Consider the following 17,405-nt stretch of genomic DNA (forward strand, 5'->3'; position numbering starts at 1 on the left):
GGTGGTAACGTGAGGGGTGAGAATCGTATCACCTGCGCTAAATAAAAACAGCGAGTAAAGTAAGGCTCAAATCCGATGAATAAAAAGATGGCCGTACCACGCTCACAGGCGGTTGGTCCCAACAGCACTCGGACCAACACCCGCCATGAGCAAGAGACGGATGTATTGTTGATTGGCGGCGGCATTATGAGCGCCACACTGGGAACCTGGCTGCAGGAGCTTGAGCCAGACTGGTCTATTACCATGGTTGAGCAGATGTCCAGCGTGGCGGAAGAGAGCTCAAACGGGTGGAACAATGCGGGGACCGGCCACGCGGCGCTGATGGAGCTGAACTACACGCCGCAGACCGCCAACGGCATCAATATCGACAAAGCGGTCGACATCAACGAAGCCTTTCACATCTCGCGTCAGTTCTGGGCGCATCAGGTGACGCGCGGCGTCCTGAACAAACCAAAATCATTCATTAACAGCGTGCCGCACATGAGCTTTGTGTGGGGCGAAGATAACGTCAACTTCCTGCGCGCGCGCTATGCGGCGCTGCAGCAGAGCGAACTGTTCCGCGGCATTCGTTACTCTGAAGACCATCAGCAGATCAAAGCCTGGGCGCCGCTGGTGATGGAAGGTCGCGACCCGCTGCAAAAAGTGGCCGCCACCCGTACGGAAGTGGGAACCGACGTCAACTATGGCGAAATCACCCGCCAGCTGATCGCCAGCCTGCAAAAGCATGATAATTTCTCCCTCCAGTTGGGCACCGTGGTACGTCGCTTCAAGCGCAACGCCGACAAGAGCTGGACGGTCACCCTCGCGGATGCCGACAACCGTCGTCAGAAGCGGGTTATTAAAGCCAAATTTATCTTTATCGGCGCCGGCGGCGCGGCGCTGACCCTGCTGCAGGAAACCGGCATTCCGCAGGCCAAAGAGTATGCGGGCTTCCCGGTCGGCGGCCAGTTCCTGGTCTGCGAAAATCCGGAGGTGGTAAACCACCATCTGGCGAAGGTATACGGCCAGGCCGAAGTGGGCGCGCCGCCGATGTCGGTGCCGCACATCGATACCCGTATTATCGACGGTAAACGCGTGGTGCTGTTCGGGCCGTTCGCGACCTTCTCGACCCGCTTCCTGAAGAACGGTTCGCTGTGGGATCTGCTGGCCTCGACCAATACCTCGAATATCCTGCCGATGCTCAACGTCGGCCTGGACAACTTCGATCTGGTGAAATATCTGATTAGCCAGGTGATGCAGAAAGATAAAGATCGTCTGGCCGCGCTGTGCGAATACTATCCGGAAGCGCGGAAAGAGGACTGGCGGTTGTGGCAGGCCGGTCAGCGCGTGCAGATCATCAAGCGCGATGCGAAGAAGGGCGGGGTACTCCGCCTGGGCACCGAAGTGGTCAGCGATGACGAAGGCACCGTCGCGGCGCTGCTCGGCGCATCGCCAGGCGCCTCCACCGCGGCGCCTATCATGCTGCAGCTGATGGAAAAAGTGTTTAAGGACAAAGTTAATTCGCCGGAATGGCAGGCCAGGCTGAAGGCGATCATCCCGACCTACGGTATTCGCCTTGATGGTAACCCGGCGGAGATTGAGAAAGCGCTGGCGTGGACCAGTGAAGTGCTTGAGCTGAAATATGAGCCAGCCGCGGCGATGGATAAAGCCCCGCAGGCGGAGCTGAAGCCGCTGAGCGGCGGCAAGCCGATAGCGGATATCGCGCTCTGACAAAAACGGCAGCCTGCGGGCTGCCGTTTTTTTATTGCCGTTTTAATGGCGCGCCTTAGCGGACCTCGGCGTTACCGATAGTCTCCTCCGCGCGCCAGATGCGATATTTCACATCGACATTGGTCGGCGTGTAGACGACGATCGGCAGCTTGCTGTTGTAGCGCAGCATGGCGTCATCGCCGAGGCCGGCAGTCACAAATTTCTTCGTTTTCTTGCCGTCCGGGCAGGCCATCATGGTGGATACCGGGCCGCTCAGCTTATCAAAAACATAGTAGTCATAACCCCAGCCTTCCAGGGTTTTGCTTTCCAGCTCCCCGCCAAGACGATGGTGGTTGCAGTCAACTTCCAGCGTCTGGCCGATCATCAGCTCAACCTTCAGCGCCGATTCATCCTGCTGCTGCGGCAGCTGAATAACCTGACGCTTCATGCCTTTTTCCGCTTTCGGGAACGGCGCGACTTTTTCCAGCGGCTGGTCTGCGGCCAGGGCGCCGGCGGACATGCAGGCGGCGGTCAGCAGAGAAACGGCTAGCGTAGTGATTTTTTTCACGGTTGATCATCCTTTATTTTCGTTCCTGACAGAGATAGCCTATCATCACTTTGCTAAATGTTAAGATTTATTTACCAATTTTTGCAAAATGAATAGTGTTATCTACTGGTAAGACGTCGGCCGCGCAGAGCGCAACAGGGGCGCTGGCAGGCCGCCAGAGGCCTGCCGGTGAAATTATTCATTACGGCTATTTTTCGCTTCCTCAATAAATTCTTCATCGATTTCATCAGTGTTGCCAGCGTGTTCCCGCCCCGACAGCAAATTCCAGCAGGCGATAAACAAGGCGGCGATCAGCGGGCCGATAACAAAGCCGTTAATACCGTAGATCTCCATGCCGCCGAGGGTGGCGATCAGGATCAGGTAGTCCGGCATTTTGGTATCCTTGCCCACCAGCAGCGGACGCAGAATGTTGTCCACCAGGCCAATCACAATGACAAAGAAGCCGACAATAAAGGCGCCCTGCCACAGCTGGCCGGTGGCAAACAGGTAAATCGCCGCCGGCACCCAGATAATGGCCGAGCCTACCGCCGGGATAAGCGACAGGAACGCCATCAGCGCGCCCCAGAGAATGCTGCCGTCCAGACCGGCGATCCAGAAGGCAAAGCCGCCCAGCGCCCCCTGCGCCAGCGCCACGGCGACGGTGCCTTTTACCGTGGCGCGGGCCACCGCGGCGAACTTAGCGAAGAGGTGCTGCTTCACGTAGCTGGATAACGGCAGAGATTCGAGGATCAACAGCACCAGGTGAGGGCCATCCTTCAGCAGGAAGAACAGCAGGTAGAGCATAATGCCGAAGCTGACGGTGAAGCCAAAGGTGCCTTTACCAATCAGAAACGCGCTGCCGGCCAGATACTGGCCGCCTTTCAGGGCGACATCGGAGAGCTGCTGCTGGATCTGCTGCGCGCTATCCAGGTTATGTTCGGCGAGGAAGCTTCTGGCCCAGCCGGGGAGGTGGGCGATCAGGCTGGCGACCACCGTCGGGAACTGGGTATCGTTATGCTGCAGTTTGCTGTACACCACGTTCAGCTCGTAGGCCAGTGACGACAGGATAATCGCCAGCGGCGTGAACACGATAAGGCAGATAATGACGATGGTCATCAGCGCCGCAAGGCCGTTACGTTCGCCGAGGCGGGTGCGCATCTTGTTTTTGACCGGATTGAAAATCACCGCGAGGATGGCGGCCCAGAGGATGGCGGAATAATAGGGTGAGAGAACATCAAAAAAGGCCAGGGTTACAATGAAGACGATAAGGATGAAAAATCCTTTGGTAAGTCCATTAACTCTCATGTCATCCGCTCCTGCTTATGAGTCATACGGTCGAATAATAGATGCTACGACGTAATTTACCATCAGGATAGTCGTACTCTATACGCTGTGGCGCGGAAAGGGCACAAATTCAACGAGCTGAGGGGAACAGGCGTAAAAGAGGGGCATAAAAAAACCAGCCTTAAAAGGCTGGTTTCTCAGGGATTTTTGGTCGGCACGAGAGGATTTGAACCTCCGACCCCCGACACCCCATGACGGTGCGCTACCAGGCTGCGCTACGTGCCGACGCGTGGGGAACAATATTACCCGTTCCCCAGGCGAATGCAAGCGGGTCGCGCGCGATTGATTCATAATTAATCAATCAGTTAGCGATAAAGCGTTTTTCGTCGGTCAGGACCTGCAGCAACAGGCTGAGCTGCGGTTTCTGATCTTTGATTTTCTCACCGTCGCGGCTCCAGGTGGTATAGGTGCCGTTATGGTTGAGGACCACGGTGATAGCCGGGGTGGTAATGGCCAGCGTATCGCCGTTGGCCGCGGTGACCCAGTTCCGACGCCGCGCGGCGCTGAACAGATCTTCCCCCTGCGAATACTCATTGGCCGGCGTCGACACGTGAAGCAGGCGCTGCATCAGCGTGGTCATCACATCTTTGTTATCGGTCAGGGTGGCAATTTCCTGGGCCGGCGTGCCCGGCCAGTGAATAACCAGCGGCACCTGCAGCTGCTCGCGCGACCAGTCGAACGGGTCGTGTTTGACGTTAAGCGGCTTGCCGTGGCCGCCGGTGATAATGACCACCGTATTATCGAGCTTGCCGGCTTCGCGCAGCGCGGTCAGCACCCGATCGATCTGGGCATCAACGTCGCCTGCCGCCTTGCTATAACGGCGGACAAAGCCCTGCTGCTGCGTATCGTCGAGGGTGGTGCCATTGAGCGAGACCCACGAGAACCAGCGATTCTCATCCTGCGCGTAACGGTCCAGCCAGCCGATCCACTGATTGGCGGTCTGCTCGTCGCTCTGGGTCTTCGCGCTCGGCAGCGAGAAGTCGGAGAGCAGCGCCTGGCGATACAGCGGGCTGCTAAACCCATCGGAAGAGAACAGGCCCAGCTGGTAACCCTGCTGGTTGAGAGCGGTGATCAGCGCCGCGGGAATACGCGCCGAGAGGACACCGTCCATATAGCCTGGCGAAATGCCGTAGAACAGGCCAAACAGGCCGCTGTCGGCGGTATTGCCCGAGCTCATATGCTGGGTAAAGTTCACGTTTTCTTTGGCAAACGCCGCCAGCGCCGGCATCGTTTTTTCAAACCGCGAGTAGTTCAGGTTGTCGACGGTGATCAGTAATACGTTATAGCCCGCGCCGAGGTCGCGGTAGCGCAGGTTACTGAGCGGATACTGGACCGATACCGCCTCCGGCGCCCCTTGCTCCACCAGGCGACGCTGATAATCCTGGGCGTCGAGCAGGCCATGTTTCTCAAGGAAACGACGGGCGGTCATCGGATAAGAGAGCGGTAGATTCGCTCGCTGCATGGTGATCGGGCGATAAAAATTGGCATCCGCCCAGATATAGACCAGGTGGCTGCTGATGAACGACAAAAAGAAGAACCAGGCGACCGGGCGGGCATAATGGCGGCGACGCGTCAGGCTGCGCAGCTTTTGCCAGCTCCAGGTGGCGAAGAGCATTTCAATCAAAAAGATGACCGGGACGCTGATAAACATCAGCTGCCAGTCGCGCGCCATCTCATTCTGGTCAGGGTTGATGACCAGCTCCCAGACCACCGGGTTTAAATGAAGATGAAAGCGGGTAAAGACCTCGCTGTCTATCAGCAGCAGCGTCATCCCGGCGGTGGCAAGGATCACCGACAGGAAGCGCATCAGGCGCTGCGAGACCACGATAAAGGTCAACGGAAAGAGGATCAGCACATAGCTGGTAAACACCAGGAAGCTGAAGTGCCCGACGAGACTGACGTACGAAAAGAGTCGTCCGGCAAGCGTCGTCGGCCAGTCGGCGACAAAAAGGTAGCGGCTGCCGAGCACCATGGCCAACAACATGTTGAACAGGGCGAACCAGTGCCCCCAGCTAACCATCTGGGAGACTTTTTCTCGGTAGGGCTGACGTAGAGTCACCATATACTGTTGCTGTTATCCTTAATGCGCTGGATCGTCGTTAATCGAAGATTGCAAAGCCTGCGCGAAAGTACGGGCGATGGCCTGACGCTGCGCCGGCGCGACGCTACTGTTGATCAGGTTGGTCACCATATTGCCTAACACCATCAGTGAAAGGTCAACCGGGGCTTTGTGTGATTCCAGGACGTTCGTCAGCTCGCTGAGCAACTGTTCGACCTGTTGATCGCTATAGCGGGAAATTTGCGGCATAAACTCAAAATCTGTTTGTTCGTGAAAGGGCAACATATTACCGTAGCAGCAGCTTTTTTTCCGCATTTTTTCGCCGCGGCGCAAAAGCGCACCGATCGTCAGTCATGACGTCGAAATGTGTGGCGCCAGTTGCGTCGGCAACCCGGCGGTGGTTGAATACCGCCCGGTCTAAAAGGAGAGTTTAACATGAGTCTGGATATCGACCAGATTGCCCTGCATCAGTTAATCAAACGTGATGAACAAAATCTGGAGCTGGTGCTGCGCGAGTCACTGCTGGAGCCGAACGCGACGGTCGTCGAGATGATGGCTGAACTGCACCGGGTTTATAGCGCCAAAAGCAAAGCCTATGGCTTGTTCAATGAAGAGAGCGAACTGGCGCAGGCGCTGCGCCTGCAGCGTCAGGGGGAAGAGGAGTTTCTGGCGTTCAGCCGCGCGGCGACCGGCCGCCTGCGCGATGAGCTGGCGAAATACCCGTTCGCCGAAGGGGGCATTGTCCTCTTCTGTCAGTATCGTTACCTGGCGGTCGAGTATCTGCTGGTGGCGGTGCTCAATAACCTCAGCAGCATGCGCGTCAACGAAGAGCTGGATATCCGCTCGACCCATTATCTGGATATTAACCATGCCGATATCGTCGCGCGCATCGATCTGACCGAGTGGGAAACCAACCCGGAGTCGACCCGCTACCTGACCTTCCTGAAAGGGCGGGTAGGGCGCAAAGTGGCCGATTTCTTCATGGATTTCCTCGGTGCCAGCGAAGGTCTCAACGCCAAAGCGCAGAACCGCGGCCTGCTGCAGGCGGTGGATGACTTTGCCGCCGACGCGCAGCTTGATAAATCCGAGCGACAGAATGTGCGTCAGCAGGTCTATGCTTACTGCAATGAACAGCTGCAGGCCGGGGAAGAGATTGAGCTGGAGTCGCTGTCCAAAGAGCTCGCCGGCGTCAGCGAAAAGAGCTTCCAGGAATTCACCGCCGAGCAGGGCTACGAGCTGGAAGAGAGCTTCCCGGCGGATCGCAGCACCTTACGTCAGCTGACCAAGTTTGCCGGCAGCGGCGGCGGTTTGACCATTAACTTCGACGCGATGCTGCTGGGCGAACGCGTATTCTGGGATCCCGCCACCGATACCCTGACCATTAAGGGCACCCCGCCGAACCTGCGCGACCAGCTGCAGCGCCGGACGTCCGGCGGCAACTAAGCGCCACGCCCCGTCAGCGCGACCGCTGAACGGGGACGATCTCCACGCCGCTCTGCACCAGCCGCTGGCGCAGCGCGGCGTCGGGCTCCCCATCGACGATAAGCGTACTGGCGAGGTTCAGCTCGCCGATGGCAAAGGCCGACGCGGCGTTGAGCTTTTCCCGGGAGGCCATCACCACGGTTTCCGCGGCCCTGGCCGCCAGCGCGCGCTTGATGCCTGCCTCTTCATAATCACCGGTGGTAAAACCCGCTCGCGGGTGGACGCCGGTCACCCCCATAAAGAACACATCGGCGTTGATCCGCGCCATTGCTTCCAGCGTTTCAGGGCCGACGGCGACAACCGAATGCTTAAACACTTTGCCGCCGAGCAGGATCACCTCGATTCGCGGGTGATCGACCAGCGCCACGGCGATGCCGGGGCTGTGAGTGACCACCGTGCAGCTGAGGTCGGCGGGTAATAAGCCGATCATCGCCGCGGTGGTGGTGCCGCCATCGACAATCACCACCTGTCCCGGCTGGATCAGGCCGGCGGCAGCGCGCGCCACCGCCTGTTTGGAGGCGATTTGCACGCTTTTGCGTGTTTCAATAGGGGCGATGGCGGCAGAGACCGGCAGCGCCCCACCGTGGACCCGCTGCAGTTTTCCTTCCGCCGCCAGCTCGCGTAGATCGCGGCGAATGGAGTCCTCAGAGACGTTAAACCGTTGGCTCAGCTCCCCGGACATTACCTGTTTTTCCTCCGCAAGGATCTGCAGGATTTGCTGTTTTCGTTGACTGGCGAGCATGATTTTTCCTTCACGAGTGATCTTGTTTATGCACGATTATGCATGTTATGGTGCCTGCTGTCATCTGAAAGGGGATATAACATGCAAACTCACGCACCGCACGTCCGTCACGTTCGCGAGACGCTGCTCTCTGATAACTGGTACACGCTGAAAAAATATACCTTCGAACTGCAGCGCCGGGACGGACGCTGGCAGGAGCAGAGCCGCGAGGCCTACGATCGCGGCAACGGCGCGGTCATTTTACTCTACAACCGGGAAAAGCGGACGGTGGTCCTGACCCGTCAGTTCCGTTTTCCGGTGTTTACTCACGGTCACGACGGATATCTCATTGAAGCGGCGGCAGGGCTGTTGGATAACGCCTCGCCGGAGGCGCGGATCGTTGCCGAAGCGGAAGAGGAGACCGGCTTTCGGGTGACGCGCATCGAGCCCCTCTTCACCGTCTTTATGAGCCCCGGATCTGTCACCGAAAAACTCTACTTTTTTATCGCCGAATATCAGGCCGATGACCGGCAGGGAGACGGCGGCGGGCTGGCGGCGGAAGGTGAGGACATTGAAGTGCTGGAGTGGCCCCTGGCGCGGGCGCTGCAGGCCATTCGCGATGGCGAGATCATGGATGCCAAAACCATTATCCTGCTGCAGCACCTGGCGCTGAATGCCGACACGCTCCTCGCCGGCTGAGCGGCAAGGAGCAGGGAGGGTTAACGCAGCTCGCGGGCAATGGCGCTGTACATCAGCGCCGCTTCCAGCGGCTGGGCGTTAAAGGAGGGTTCCGCCTGCGGCCAGGTCGACCACTGGACGATCACCAGGTGTTCCGCGCGGTTCACCATGATCACCTGGCCGTAGATCCCCAGCGCCCACAGCGAGTCTTTCAGCCCTTCCTGCGGCGTCGGCTGGACGTTTTGCGCATTCGCCGGTATGGCGTTATTCCACCACTGATAGCCGTAGATACCTTGCGGATGCGCCGCCGAGACCGAGTTTAGCGCAGTGGTCCAGCTTGCGGCCTGATCGAACCAGCCCGCCGGCACCAGCTGTTTGCCGTTGCTTAACCGACCATCGCGGGCGACGAATTCGCCGAAGCGGCCCCAGTCTTCAAGGGTGGCGTTAAAGCCGTGGGCGCCGACATCGTGCTTCCCTTGCTGATAAGCATGCCATACGCCGTCGTGGGCCATCCCGGCGGGCTGCCACAGCGACTGCTCAAGCCAGGCGGCCAGCGACATGCTGGTGGCGCGCTCCAGGATATCGCCCAGCAGCCAGGCGCCGCCGGAAGAGTAGGACCACTGCTCGCCCGCCGGATGTTTGCGCGCCAGGCCGGTGACGATCTTGCGCACGCAGGCATAGGCCCCGGGCTGCGCCTCGCACTGGGTCAGGCGGGCGAAGTGCGACTGCGGGTCGGTGTAGTCTTCATTCCATTCCACACCGCTGGTGTGCTGCATCAACTGCTTCAGCGTCACGCCGTCCCAGGCGGTGCCTTTCAGTTCGGGTTCATAAACGGTAATCAGATCATCGAGGGAGTGGATCTTACCCTGCTGAATGGCGATGCCCACCAGCGTTGAGACCACCGATTTTCCCACCGAGCGTGAGGTCCACAGGGTGGTATCGGTGTTGCCGTCGCCAAGATATTTCCAGGCGACTTTGCCGTCTTTCAGCACCAGCATACCGCTGACGTTCTCGCGCTTCAGGTAATCCTGCAGGGTCCAGGTGTGGCCGTTAAGGGTATAGCGGGCATCGGTCAATTGTTTTTCAGCGCGTTCCAGCGGCGCCGAGGCGCCGTGGCGGAAAACATCGCCGGCATAGTTGCGATAGTCATTTCGAAAGCCAATCACGCGTGAAGTCTGATCCCAGCTGAGCATATCTTTGGCGGCGGGTAGCGTTTGGTCGTAAGGCGTTGGGCAGACATCCAGCGTCAGGTCGCCGCAGCGTTGTGCCATTGCCGCGGCCGGCAGCGCCGCCAGGATTAATGCCAGGGCCAGTGGTTTTCTTATCATCATCCTTTCCTCGTTTGCCATAGATTCGCATCGCAGTATATAAATCGGCGCGCGGCGGCTAAAATCAGCAAAGGGGGGATTTTCCCCCGCAAGGGAGAGAAGGATGAAAACCCTGCAGTATTCTTTCGCGCAGATTGAAGCATTCGCCACCATCGCCGAGACCGGCAGCCTGTCGCGGGCGGCCATTCGGTTAGGTAAAGACCGAACCACGCTGCGCGATCTGCTGGACTATCTGGAAGATGCGCTGGGCTATCGGCTGTTCAGCCGGGAAGGGCGTACCCTGACCTTAACCGCCGAAGGGGAGCAGCTTTTTCGTCAGGCGCATCTGCTGTTGCGTCAGGCGCAGGCTTTCGAGTCTTTTGCGCAAACGCTGCCGCAAACCGCCGGGCAGGAGTTGCGTCTGGCGTATGATCCCTTTATCCCACGTGATTTTCTCTGCGCGCTGGCCGATACGCTGGCCCGGCGGCAGATCCGGTTAAGCTGCTGGAGCGCCTCGCGGCGCGAAGCCGAGCAGGCGCTGAGCGATGGCGTGGCGGATATGGCGATGTGCCAGGCCAACAACCGCACGCTGGGCAGCGAAATGGAGTGGCGGGCGCTCGGCACCGTGGATCTGCGTTTCTACGCGGCGGACCGCCTGTTCCGGGATGCCGCGCGGCCGCTGACGCTGCTCAATCTGTCGTTGACGCCGCAGCTGGTGATGCACCGGCGCAGCGACGATCAGATTGCCCGCCGGCTGCAGATCTCCGGCCATACGCTGTATATGAACGAAATTACCCTGCTGCGCCATGCGATGGAGCAGGGGAGGGGCTGGGGGTTTTTACCGGACCATTTGCGGCCAGGCGAGTGGCGGGGAGTCGGTGAAATCGCGACGGAGGTCGGCAGTCAGGGGCTGAACGTCACCATGGTGATGCTCTGGCTGCCCGGAATGAATAAGCACCGGCTGCTGAGCGACATCGTGGACGAGGCGCCGGCGCTTTGGCGGCGCGGATAACAAAACGCCCCGGAGCCGAAGACCCCGGGGCGCTTGCCATACAACTTGCTATCGGCGATTACGCGCGAACGAAGTCGATGTGAGTCAGTTTCGGCTTGAACGCGTGGCGCTGAACAGCCTGAACTTTGACTTTTTCTTCTTTGCCATCAACAACGACGGTCAGAACTTCGCCGTAAAACTCAGCTTTGCTCTGCATGTTCCATACTTTGTCGTGGTCCAGTTCGATAGCAACCGGAGCAGCTTCGCCACCGTAGATGATTGCCGGGAACTTGTTAGCTGCGCGCAGGCGGCGGCTCGCACCCTTACCCTGCTCTTTACGTACTTCTGCGTTGATAGTAAACATTGATGTCTCTCTATATATAAAGCCTGCTACAGGCGACCCAGCAACAGGCGGATTATCTGCTTTGCGAATGCAAAAGCGGGCGGCATTATAGCCGCCAAACGACACACGGGCAATCAAAACCTCAGCTTTCGGGTGATTAACGCAGCTCGTTGGCGCGGCGAAAACGCCCCTGATAATCGAACACTTTTTCCCGCACCTGCCAGTACTGGCCTTTCATGCGGGCGACGACAAAGTCCGGATGGCGCAGCAGCGCCTGCTGGGCCACGATATCCGCCGGCGTTATCCAGCGCAGCGGCACTCCCGGCGTGCGGGTATGCGGGCGGATAAACAACTGCTCAAAGGCGGTACGCTGGGCGGGCGTTTGCAGACGGAAGCGCTCACTGACGTCGGCGCCGTCCTCATCGTAGTAGGTGATTTTCAGCCACGGGCCTTTCTCGTCGCTACCGTGCTGCAGGGCCATGCCGCTGCAGCGCAGCACCAGCGCGTCCTTCAGCTTCAGCGCCGCCTTCAGCATGTCGTCCGGGTCAACCAGAATGGTGTCGCACTCCCGGCAGCGACGGGCGGCGATATCGTTTTCCGCGTTGCACTGCGGGCAGTTTTTGAAGCGAAAGCGGAAGTCGCACTGTTCGCGGTGGCCGTCGTCATCTTCGAACCACCCCTGGCAGCGGCGGCCAAAATGCTCAATCAAGGTGCCGTCGGCGGTGGTTTTTCCCCAGAAGGTGTTGGCGAAGCCGCAGGCCGGGCAGAAGACCTGCACCGGCACGTTGTCGCTTTTGCCCTTCGGCGTCCCCACTTCCGGGGCGTACAGGTCGTGCGGGTTGCCGGCGTAGTCGAGGATCAGGCAGTCGGTTTTTCCCGGTGCCAGGCGCAGGCCGCGGCCAACGATCTGTTGGTAAAGACTCACCGACTCGGTGGGGCGGAGGATGGCGATCAGGTCGACGTGCGGGGCGTCGAAGCCGGTGGTCAGCACCGCGACGTTCACCAGATAGCGATACGCCTGCGCTTTAAACGCCTCGATGATGCGATCTCGCTCCGGACCCGGGGTTTCCCCGGTGATCAGCGCCGCCTGGCCTGCCGGCAGCAGGCCGGTCACTTCCCGGGCGTGCTCCACGGTGGCGGCGAAGATCATCACCCCTTTGCGGCTTTCGGCGAACTCCACGATCTGGCTGACGATATGCGGTGTAATGCGCTGCTGTTTTTTCAGTTCGTGATTAAGATCGGCCTCGCTGAACAGGCCGTTGCTTTGCGCCTGCAGGCGGCTGAAATCGTACTGTACCACCGGCATATCGAGGCGTTCCGGCGGCGTCAGGTAGCCGTGCTTAATCATATAGCGCAGCGGCAGCTCATAGATGCAGTCGCGGAACAGCGCTTTTTCATCGCCACGCACCATCCCGTGGTAGTGGAACTGATAGATCCACCCCTTGCCGAGGCGGAACGGGGTCGCCGTCAGGCCGAGCAGCCGGAGCTGCGGGTTGACCTGCCGCAGGTGGCTGATGATCTGCTGATACTGGCTGTCGTCATCATCGCTGATGCGGTGGCATTCATCGACGATCAGCAGCGAAAACTCGCTGCGAAATTGCGCCAGATTGCGCGCCACCGACTGCACGCTGCCGAACACCACTTTGCCGTGGCTCTCTTTACGCTGCAGTCCGGCGGCAAAGATATCCGCCTCGAGGCCAAGGGCGCAGTATTTAGCATGATTCTGCGCCACCAGCTCTTTGACGTGGGCCAGCACCAGCACGCGGCCGCGGGCCAGTCGGGCAAGCTCGGCGATCACCAGGCTTTTGCCCGCGCCGGTGGGCAGGACAATCGCCGCCGGCTCGGTATGGCGACGAAACCAGGCGAGGGTGGCATCGACGGCTTCTTGTTGGTAGGGACGTAATGTAAAAGTCATGAATTCACGGGGCTAATTAACTCGCGAATAGTATGCCATGAATCTTTTCCCTTGAGTGGTGTTAAGAGCCCGTTATACTAGCCAGTGAATTTCTTCTTTTTCGGGCGATTTGCCCGCTCCAGCACTTTGACAGGCTAAAAAAATCTCATGCGACTTGATAAGTTTATCGCTCAGCAGCTTGGCGTCAGCCGGGCTATTGCCGGGCGTGAAATCCGCGGCAGCCGCGTTACCGTGGACGGCGACATTGTAAAAGATGCTTCCTTTAAGCTTCAGCCGGAGCACGAGGTGGAGTATGACGGGAACACGCTGACCCAGCAGAACGGCCCGCGCTATTTTATGCTCAACAAGCCGCAGGGGTACGTCTGTTCCACCGACGATCCCGATCATCCGACTATCCTCTATTTCCTCGACGAGCCGGTGGCGCATAAGCTGCATGCCGCCGGTCGGCTGGATATCGACACCACCGGACTGGTGCTGATGACCGATGACGGCCAATGGTCGCACCGCATTACCTCGCCGCGACACCACTGTGAAAAAACCTATCTGGTGGCGCTGGAAAGCCCGCTGGCGGAAGGGACCGCGGAGCTGTTTGCCAAAGGCGTCCAGCTGCATAACGAAAAAGATCTCACCAAACCGGCGGTGCTGGAAGTTATCACTCCGACCGAAGTGCGCCTCACCATTAGCGAAGGCCGCTACCATCAGGTGAAACGCATGTTCGCCGCCGTGGGCAACCACGTGGTTGGCCTGCATCGGGAACGCATCGGCGACATCCTGCTGGATGAATCTCTGGCGCCGGGTGAATATCGTCCGCTGACGGAAGCGGAAATCGCCAGCGTGGGCGCCCCGCAGCCACGGAGCAAAACGTGACGCTGAAGCAAAATTCGTCTCTGGGGATTGTCTTTATCCTTGGCCTGCTGGCCATGCTGATGCCGCTGTCGATCGATATGTATCTCCCGGCCCTGCCGGTGATCGCTGCCCAGTACCACGTGCCGGACGGCAGCGCGCAGATGACCCTCAGCACCTATATCCTCGGCTTTGCGCTGGGGCAGCTGCTGTACGGTCCGATGGCCGACAGCCTCGGCCGCAAGCCGGTGATCCTCGGCGGAACGCTGGTCTTCGCCGCGGCGGCGGTGGCCTGCGCCCTGTCGCAGACCATCGAGATGCTGATCGCCATGCGCTTCTTCCACGGTCTGGCGGCCGCGGCGGCCAGCGTGGTGATCAACGCCCTGATGCGCGATATCTATCCGAAAGATGAGTTTTCGCGGATGATGTCGTTTGTCATGCTGGTGACGACCATTGCGCCGCTGGTGGCGCCGATGGTCGGCGGGGCGGTGCTGGTCTGGTTCAGCTGGCATGCCATCTTCTGGATCCTCGCCCTGGCGGCCCTGCTGGCGTCGCTGATGATCGGCCTGTTTATCCGCGAAACGCTGCCGGCTGAAAGGCGTCAGCCGTTCCACCTGCGCACCACGATGGGTAACTTTGCCACCCTGTTCCGCCATAAGCGGGTCCTGAGCTATATGCTGGCGAGCGGCTTCAGCTTCGCGGGCATGTTCTCTTTTCTTAGCGCCGGGCCTTTCGTCTATATCAATATTAACCACGTCGCGCCTCAGCACTTTGGCTACTATTTTGCGCTGAACATTGTCTTTCTGTTCCTGATGACCATGTTCAACAGCCGGTTTGTGCGGCGGGTAGGAGCGTTGCGCATGTTCCGCGCCGGGCTGTGGATCCAGTTTGCCATGGCGGTGTGGATGGTGGTTTGCGCGCTGCTCGACGTCGGCTTCTGGTCGCTGGTCATCGGCGTGGCGGCCTTCGTTGGCTGCGTATCGATGGTGTCGTCGAACGCGATGGCGGTGATCCTCGATGAGTTTCCGCATATGGCGGGCACCGCTTCGTCGCTGGCGGGGACTTTCCGCTTTGGTATCGGGGCGATTATCGGCGCGCTGCTGTCGATGGCCACCTTTACCACCGCCTGGCCGATGCTGATCTCCATCGCCTTCTGCGCCACCAGCTCTATTTTCTTCTCCCTTTACGCTTCCCGCCGGCGAAAAATCGCACGCTAGGTCACATTTTCAGGGGCGAAATCGCCCCTTTCTTGATGCACGTCAACCGCAATGGGCTTCAGGGTTCTGCGATTTGTTTCCTTTATGTAAAATCAATTAGTGTAAAAAGTCGCATTGTTGCGATAAAAAAGTTGTTTTGGATCACAGATACGGGTACATATAGCGCCAATCGGCTTGCCGGGTTAAAAAATAACACGCTGGAATATAAGCGCTTAACCCTGGGCCGCCGCGGCTGTAAACGTTTTCTGCGTCTGAGCAGGACTATTTGTCAACAGTGTGTTAATATTGATGTAAATTTATTGTGAAGCCTTTTGCTTCCGGGGAAACCACGTGAATACACAACAACTCTCTATCGTACACCGTCTGCCGCAGAGCTATCGCTGGCTGGCCGGTTTTGCGGGTTCCAGAGTTGAACCGATTCCGCAAAACGGCGCGCAGAACGAAAACAGTCTCGTCGCCCTGAAGTTGCTGAGTCCGGACGGTGAAAAAGCCTGGCCGGTGATGCATAAGCTCAGCCAGGCGTTAAGCGACATCGAAGTCGACTGTTCCGTTCTGGAGTGCGAAGGCGAGCCCTGCCTGTTCGTTAATCTGCAGGATGAGTTTGCCGCCACCTGTCGTCTGAAAAACTTTGGCGTGGCGATCGCCGAGCCCTTCTCCGGCAATAACCCTTTCTGACCGTCAGCTTAGCGCCAGCAGCTGGCGGGTATACTCATGCCGGGGCGCGCTGAAGACGGACTGGCACTCGCCCTGTTCGACCACCACTCCCTGCCGCAACACCATCACCTGGTGACACAGCGCGCGCACCACGCCTAAATCATGGCTGATAAAAATATAGGCCAGCTGATGCTTCAGCTGTAATGCTTTCAGCAGATTCAGGATCTGCGCCTGAACGGTTTTATCCAGCGAGGAAGTCGGCTCGTCGAGGACGATCAGCTGCGGCTTGACGATTAACGCTCTGGCGATGGCGATACGCTGGCGCTGGCCGCCGGAGAAAGCCGCCGGGTAGCGCTGGCGGCTGGCCGGGTCGAGGCCGACCTCCTGCATGGCAAGGATCACCGCATGTTCGCGTTCAGCCGCCGTCAGCGTCGGCTGGTGGACGCGCAGGCCCTCCTCAATGATCTGCTGCGCCGTCAGGCGCGGATTGAGCGACGAGTTCGGATCCTGAAAAACCACCTGCATCTGTCGGCGCAGCGGCAGCAGCTGTCGGCGACCGCGTCCCTGAATCGGCTGGCCGGCAAAGGTTATCTTGCCCTCGGAGGGGATCAGGCGCAGCAGCGCCAGACCGGTCGTGCTTTTGCCGGAACCCGATTCTCCCACCAGACCCAGCGTCTCGCCGGCCCGTAGCTGGAAATGGAGATCATTGACCACCCGATGGTGATCGACCACCCGACGCAGGATCCCCCGGCGAATGGGGAACGCCACCTGTAACGCCTCCGCCTGCAGCAGCACCGGGGCATCGGCGGCCAGCGGCACCGGCTCGCCGTCCGGTTCGCTATCCAGCAGGCGTTGGGTGTAAGGATGGGCCGGCGCGCTAAACAGCGCCCGACAGTGATTGTGCTCCACGCAGCGGCCGTTCTGCATCACCGCCACCCGGTCAGCCAGCTGGCGGACGATGCTCAGGTTATGGGTGATAAACAGCAACCCCATGTTCAGCTCCCGCTTTAGCTCGCGCAGCAGCTGCAGAATTTGCGCCTGCACTGACACATCGAGGGCGGTGGTCGGCTCGTCGGCAATCAACAGCTCCGGGCGCGTCAGCAGCGCCATGGCGATCATCACCCGCTGGCGCTCGCCGCCCGAGAGCTGGTGCGGATAGTCCGCCAGCCGCCGCGGCGCCTGACGGATCCCGACGCGCTCCAGGCAGTCGAGGATCTCCCCGCGCGCCGCCTCTTTGCGCATTCCCCGGTGTAACGACAGCACCTCGTAGAGCTGTTTTTCCAGGGTATGGAGGGGATTGAGCGACACCATCGGCTCCTGAAAGATCATCGCGATCCGGTTGCCGCGCACGCCGCGCAGGGTCGCCTCATCCGCATGCAGCAGCGACTGGCCATGAAAACGGATATCGCCGCTGGGGTAGCTGGCCGGCGGGGTAGGGAGCAGCCGCAGCACCGACAGGGCGGAGATGCTCTTACCGGAGCCGGATTCCCCCACCAGGGCCAGCGTTTCGCCGGCCGCCACCTCGAGCGACAGATTATGCACGACGGTCTGCGTCTCCCCCTGCTGGCGAAAGGCGATAGAGAGATTGTCGATAGCTAACAGCGGGTGGGTCATA

At 59.4% G+C, this 17,405-nt stretch carries 16 protein-coding genes and 1 tRNA gene; 7 read left to right on the forward strand and 10 right to left on the reverse strand.

From position 1 onward, the window contains the following. Window positions 1-75: 75 nt before the first annotated feature. Entirely contained in the window at window positions 76-1,710 is a 1,635-nt protein-coding gene (mqo, locus tag ACOI6Z_RS01410) for a malate dehydrogenase (quinone) (protein ID WP_023290475.1), read from the forward strand. 55 nt (window positions 1,711-1,765) lie between these two features. On the opposite strand, the gene eco is transcribed toward mqo, so the two are convergent. From eco to ACOI6Z_RS01435, 5 genes are all read right to left on the reverse strand, one after another. Then, window positions 1,766-2,257 (reverse strand): serine protease inhibitor ecotin, encoded by a 492-nt coding sequence (gene eco, locus ACOI6Z_RS01415; protein WP_023290474.1) that lies wholly within the window; start codon window positions 2,255-2,257, stop codon window positions 1,766-1,768. 174 nt (window positions 2,258-2,431) lie between these two features. After that, entirely contained in the window at window positions 2,432-3,541 is a 1,110-nt protein-coding gene (locus ACOI6Z_RS01420) for an AI-2E family transporter (RefSeq protein ID WP_032453546.1), read from the reverse strand. A gap of 187 nt (window positions 3,542-3,728) precedes the next feature. After that, window positions 3,729-3,805: transfer RNA gene (locus ACOI6Z_RS01425), tRNA-Pro, on the reverse strand. Window positions 3,806-3,881: 76 nt separating this feature from the next. Beyond that, window positions 3,882-5,642 carry an LPS biosynthesis-modulating metalloenzyme YejM gene (yejM, locus tag ACOI6Z_RS01430; RefSeq protein WP_049013176.1) on the reverse strand — a complete coding sequence of 587 codons (1,761 nt, stop codon included), beginning with the start codon at window positions 5,640-5,642 and terminating at the stop codon, window positions 3,882-3,884. A gap of 18 nt (window positions 5,643-5,660) precedes the next feature. Continuing rightward, on the reverse strand, window positions 5,661-5,888 hold the full coding sequence (locus tag ACOI6Z_RS01435) for a YejL family protein (RefSeq protein WP_064157332.1): 228 nt from the start codon (window positions 5,886-5,888) through the stop codon (window positions 5,661-5,663). A 186-nt stretch (window positions 5,889-6,074) separates the two neighbouring features. Here ACOI6Z_RS01435 and yejK point away from each other — a divergent pair, with 186 nt between their 5' ends. After that, on the forward strand, window positions 6,075-7,082 hold the full coding sequence (gene yejK, locus ACOI6Z_RS01440; protein WP_004144267.1) for a nucleoid-associated protein YejK: 1,008 nt from the start codon (window positions 6,075-6,077) through the stop codon (window positions 7,080-7,082). A gap of 13 nt (window positions 7,083-7,095) precedes the next feature. Here the strand turns inward: yejK and ACOI6Z_RS01445 are convergent, their stop codons facing one another. Beyond that, the gene (locus ACOI6Z_RS01445) at window positions 7,096-7,863 is read right to left on the reverse strand and encodes a DeoR/GlpR family DNA-binding transcription regulator (protein ID WP_049013174.1); all 768 of its coding nucleotides are present in this window, start codon (window positions 7,861-7,863) and stop codon (window positions 7,096-7,098) included. A gap of 81 nt (window positions 7,864-7,944) precedes the next feature. Between ACOI6Z_RS01445 and ACOI6Z_RS01450 the strand changes: the two genes are divergently transcribed. Further along, entirely contained in the window at window positions 7,945-8,541 is a 597-nt protein-coding gene (locus ACOI6Z_RS01450) for an NUDIX domain-containing protein (RefSeq protein ID WP_032453543.1), read from the forward strand. 20 nt (window positions 8,542-8,561) lie between these two features. On the opposite strand, the gene ACOI6Z_RS01455 is transcribed toward ACOI6Z_RS01450, so the two are convergent. Next, window positions 8,562-9,848 carry a serine hydrolase domain-containing protein gene (locus ACOI6Z_RS01455; protein WP_064157260.1) on the reverse strand — a complete coding sequence of 429 codons (1,287 nt, stop codon included), beginning with the start codon at window positions 9,846-9,848 and terminating at the stop codon, window positions 8,562-8,564. A gap of 103 nt (window positions 9,849-9,951) precedes the next feature. On the opposite strand from ACOI6Z_RS01455, the gene ACOI6Z_RS01460 reads away from it, so the two are divergent. Continuing rightward, on the forward strand, window positions 9,952-10,839 hold the full coding sequence (locus ACOI6Z_RS01460; protein WP_064157259.1) for a LysR family transcriptional regulator: 888 nt from the start codon (window positions 9,952-9,954) through the stop codon (window positions 10,837-10,839). 58 nt (window positions 10,840-10,897) lie between these two features. Here ACOI6Z_RS01460 and rplY read toward each other — a convergent pair whose 3' ends face one another. Next, window positions 10,898-11,182 carry a 50S ribosomal protein L25 gene (rplY, locus tag ACOI6Z_RS01465; protein ID WP_032453540.1) on the reverse strand — a complete coding sequence of 95 codons (285 nt, stop codon included), beginning with the start codon at window positions 11,180-11,182 and terminating at the stop codon, window positions 10,898-10,900. A 136-nt stretch (window positions 11,183-11,318) separates the two neighbouring features. After that, a complete protein-coding gene (locus ACOI6Z_RS01470) occupies window positions 11,319-13,076 on the reverse strand; it encodes a DEAD/DEAH box helicase (protein WP_032453539.1) in 1,758 nt (585 codons plus the stop codon). Between the two features lie 147 nt (window positions 13,077-13,223). Between ACOI6Z_RS01470 and rsuA the strand changes: the two genes are divergently transcribed. The 3 genes from rsuA to ACOI6Z_RS01485 all read left to right on the forward strand — a co-directional run bounded on the left by rsuA (window position 13,224) and on the right by ACOI6Z_RS01485 (window position 15,811). Beyond that, on the forward strand, window positions 13,224-13,943 hold the full coding sequence (gene rsuA / locus ACOI6Z_RS01475) for a 16S rRNA pseudouridine(516) synthase RsuA (protein WP_023290466.1): 720 nt from the start codon (window positions 13,224-13,226) through the stop codon (window positions 13,941-13,943). Beyond that, on the forward strand, window positions 13,940-15,136 hold the full coding sequence (locus ACOI6Z_RS01480; RefSeq protein ID WP_023290465.1) for a Bcr/CflA family multidrug efflux MFS transporter: 1,197 nt from the start codon (window positions 13,940-13,942) through the stop codon (window positions 15,134-15,136). The genes rsuA and ACOI6Z_RS01480 overlap by 4 nt, the downstream gene beginning before the upstream one ends. A gap of 330 nt (window positions 15,137-15,466) precedes the next feature. After that, complete coding sequence (locus tag ACOI6Z_RS01485) at window positions 15,467-15,811, forward strand: YejG family protein (protein WP_002912974.1); 345 nt, start codon at window positions 15,467-15,469, stop codon at window positions 15,809-15,811. Window positions 15,812-15,814: 3 nt separating this feature from the next. Here the strand turns inward: ACOI6Z_RS01485 and yejF are convergent, their stop codons facing one another. After that, entirely contained in the window at window positions 15,815-17,404 is a 1,590-nt protein-coding gene (yejF, locus tag ACOI6Z_RS01490; protein WP_420686811.1) for a microcin C ABC transporter ATP-binding protein YejF, read from the reverse strand. Window position 17,405 lies beyond the last annotated feature (1 nt).

It is taken from the genome of Klebsiella sp. C239 (assembly GCF_048822715.1).
Lineage (GTDB): Bacteria > Pseudomonadota > Gammaproteobacteria > Enterobacterales > Enterobacteriaceae > Klebsiella > Klebsiella quasipneumoniae.

Coding starts and splice junctions, on each gene's coding strand:
- ACOI6Z_RS01455 (WP_064157260.1), bottom strand. CDS start 9,848: ATGATAAGAAAACCACTGGCCCTGGCATTAATCCTGGCGGCGCTGCCG.
- rplY (WP_032453540.1), bottom strand. CDS start 11,182: ATGTTTACTATCAACGCAGAAGTACGTAAAGAGCAGGGTAAGGGTGCG.
- ACOI6Z_RS01450 (WP_032453543.1), top strand. CDS start 7,945: ATGCAAACTCACGCACCGCACGTCCGTCACGTTCGCGAGACGCTGCTC.
- ACOI6Z_RS01445 (WP_049013174.1), bottom strand. CDS start 7,863: ATGCTCGCCAGTCAACGAAAACAGCAAATCCTGCAGATCCTTGCGGAG.
- yejF (WP_420686811.1), bottom strand. CDS start 17,404: ATGACCCACCCGCTGTTAGCTATCGACAATCTCTCTATCGCCTTTCGC.
- yejK (WP_004144267.1), top strand. CDS start 6,075: ATGAGTCTGGATATCGACCAGATTGCCCTGCATCAGTTAATCAAACGT.
- ACOI6Z_RS01420 (WP_032453546.1), bottom strand. CDS start 3,541: ATGAGAGTTAATGGACTTACCAAAGGATTTTTCATCCTTATCGTCTTC.
- ACOI6Z_RS01435 (WP_064157332.1), bottom strand. CDS start 5,888: ATGCCGCAAATTTCCCGCTATAGCGATCAACAGGTCGAACAGTTGCTC.
- ACOI6Z_RS01470 (WP_032453539.1), bottom strand. CDS start 13,076: ATGACTTTTACATTACGTCCCTACCAACAAGAAGCCGTCGATGCCACC.
- yejM (WP_049013176.1), bottom strand. CDS start 5,642: ATGGTGACTCTACGTCAGCCCTACCGAGAAAAAGTCTCCCAGATGGTT.
- mqo (WP_023290475.1), top strand. CDS start 76: ATGAATAAAAAGATGGCCGTACCACGCTCACAGGCGGTTGGTCCCAAC.
- rsuA (WP_023290466.1), top strand. CDS start 13,224: ATGCGACTTGATAAGTTTATCGCTCAGCAGCTTGGCGTCAGCCGGGCT.
- ACOI6Z_RS01460 (WP_064157259.1), top strand. CDS start 9,952: ATGAAAACCCTGCAGTATTCTTTCGCGCAGATTGAAGCATTCGCCACC.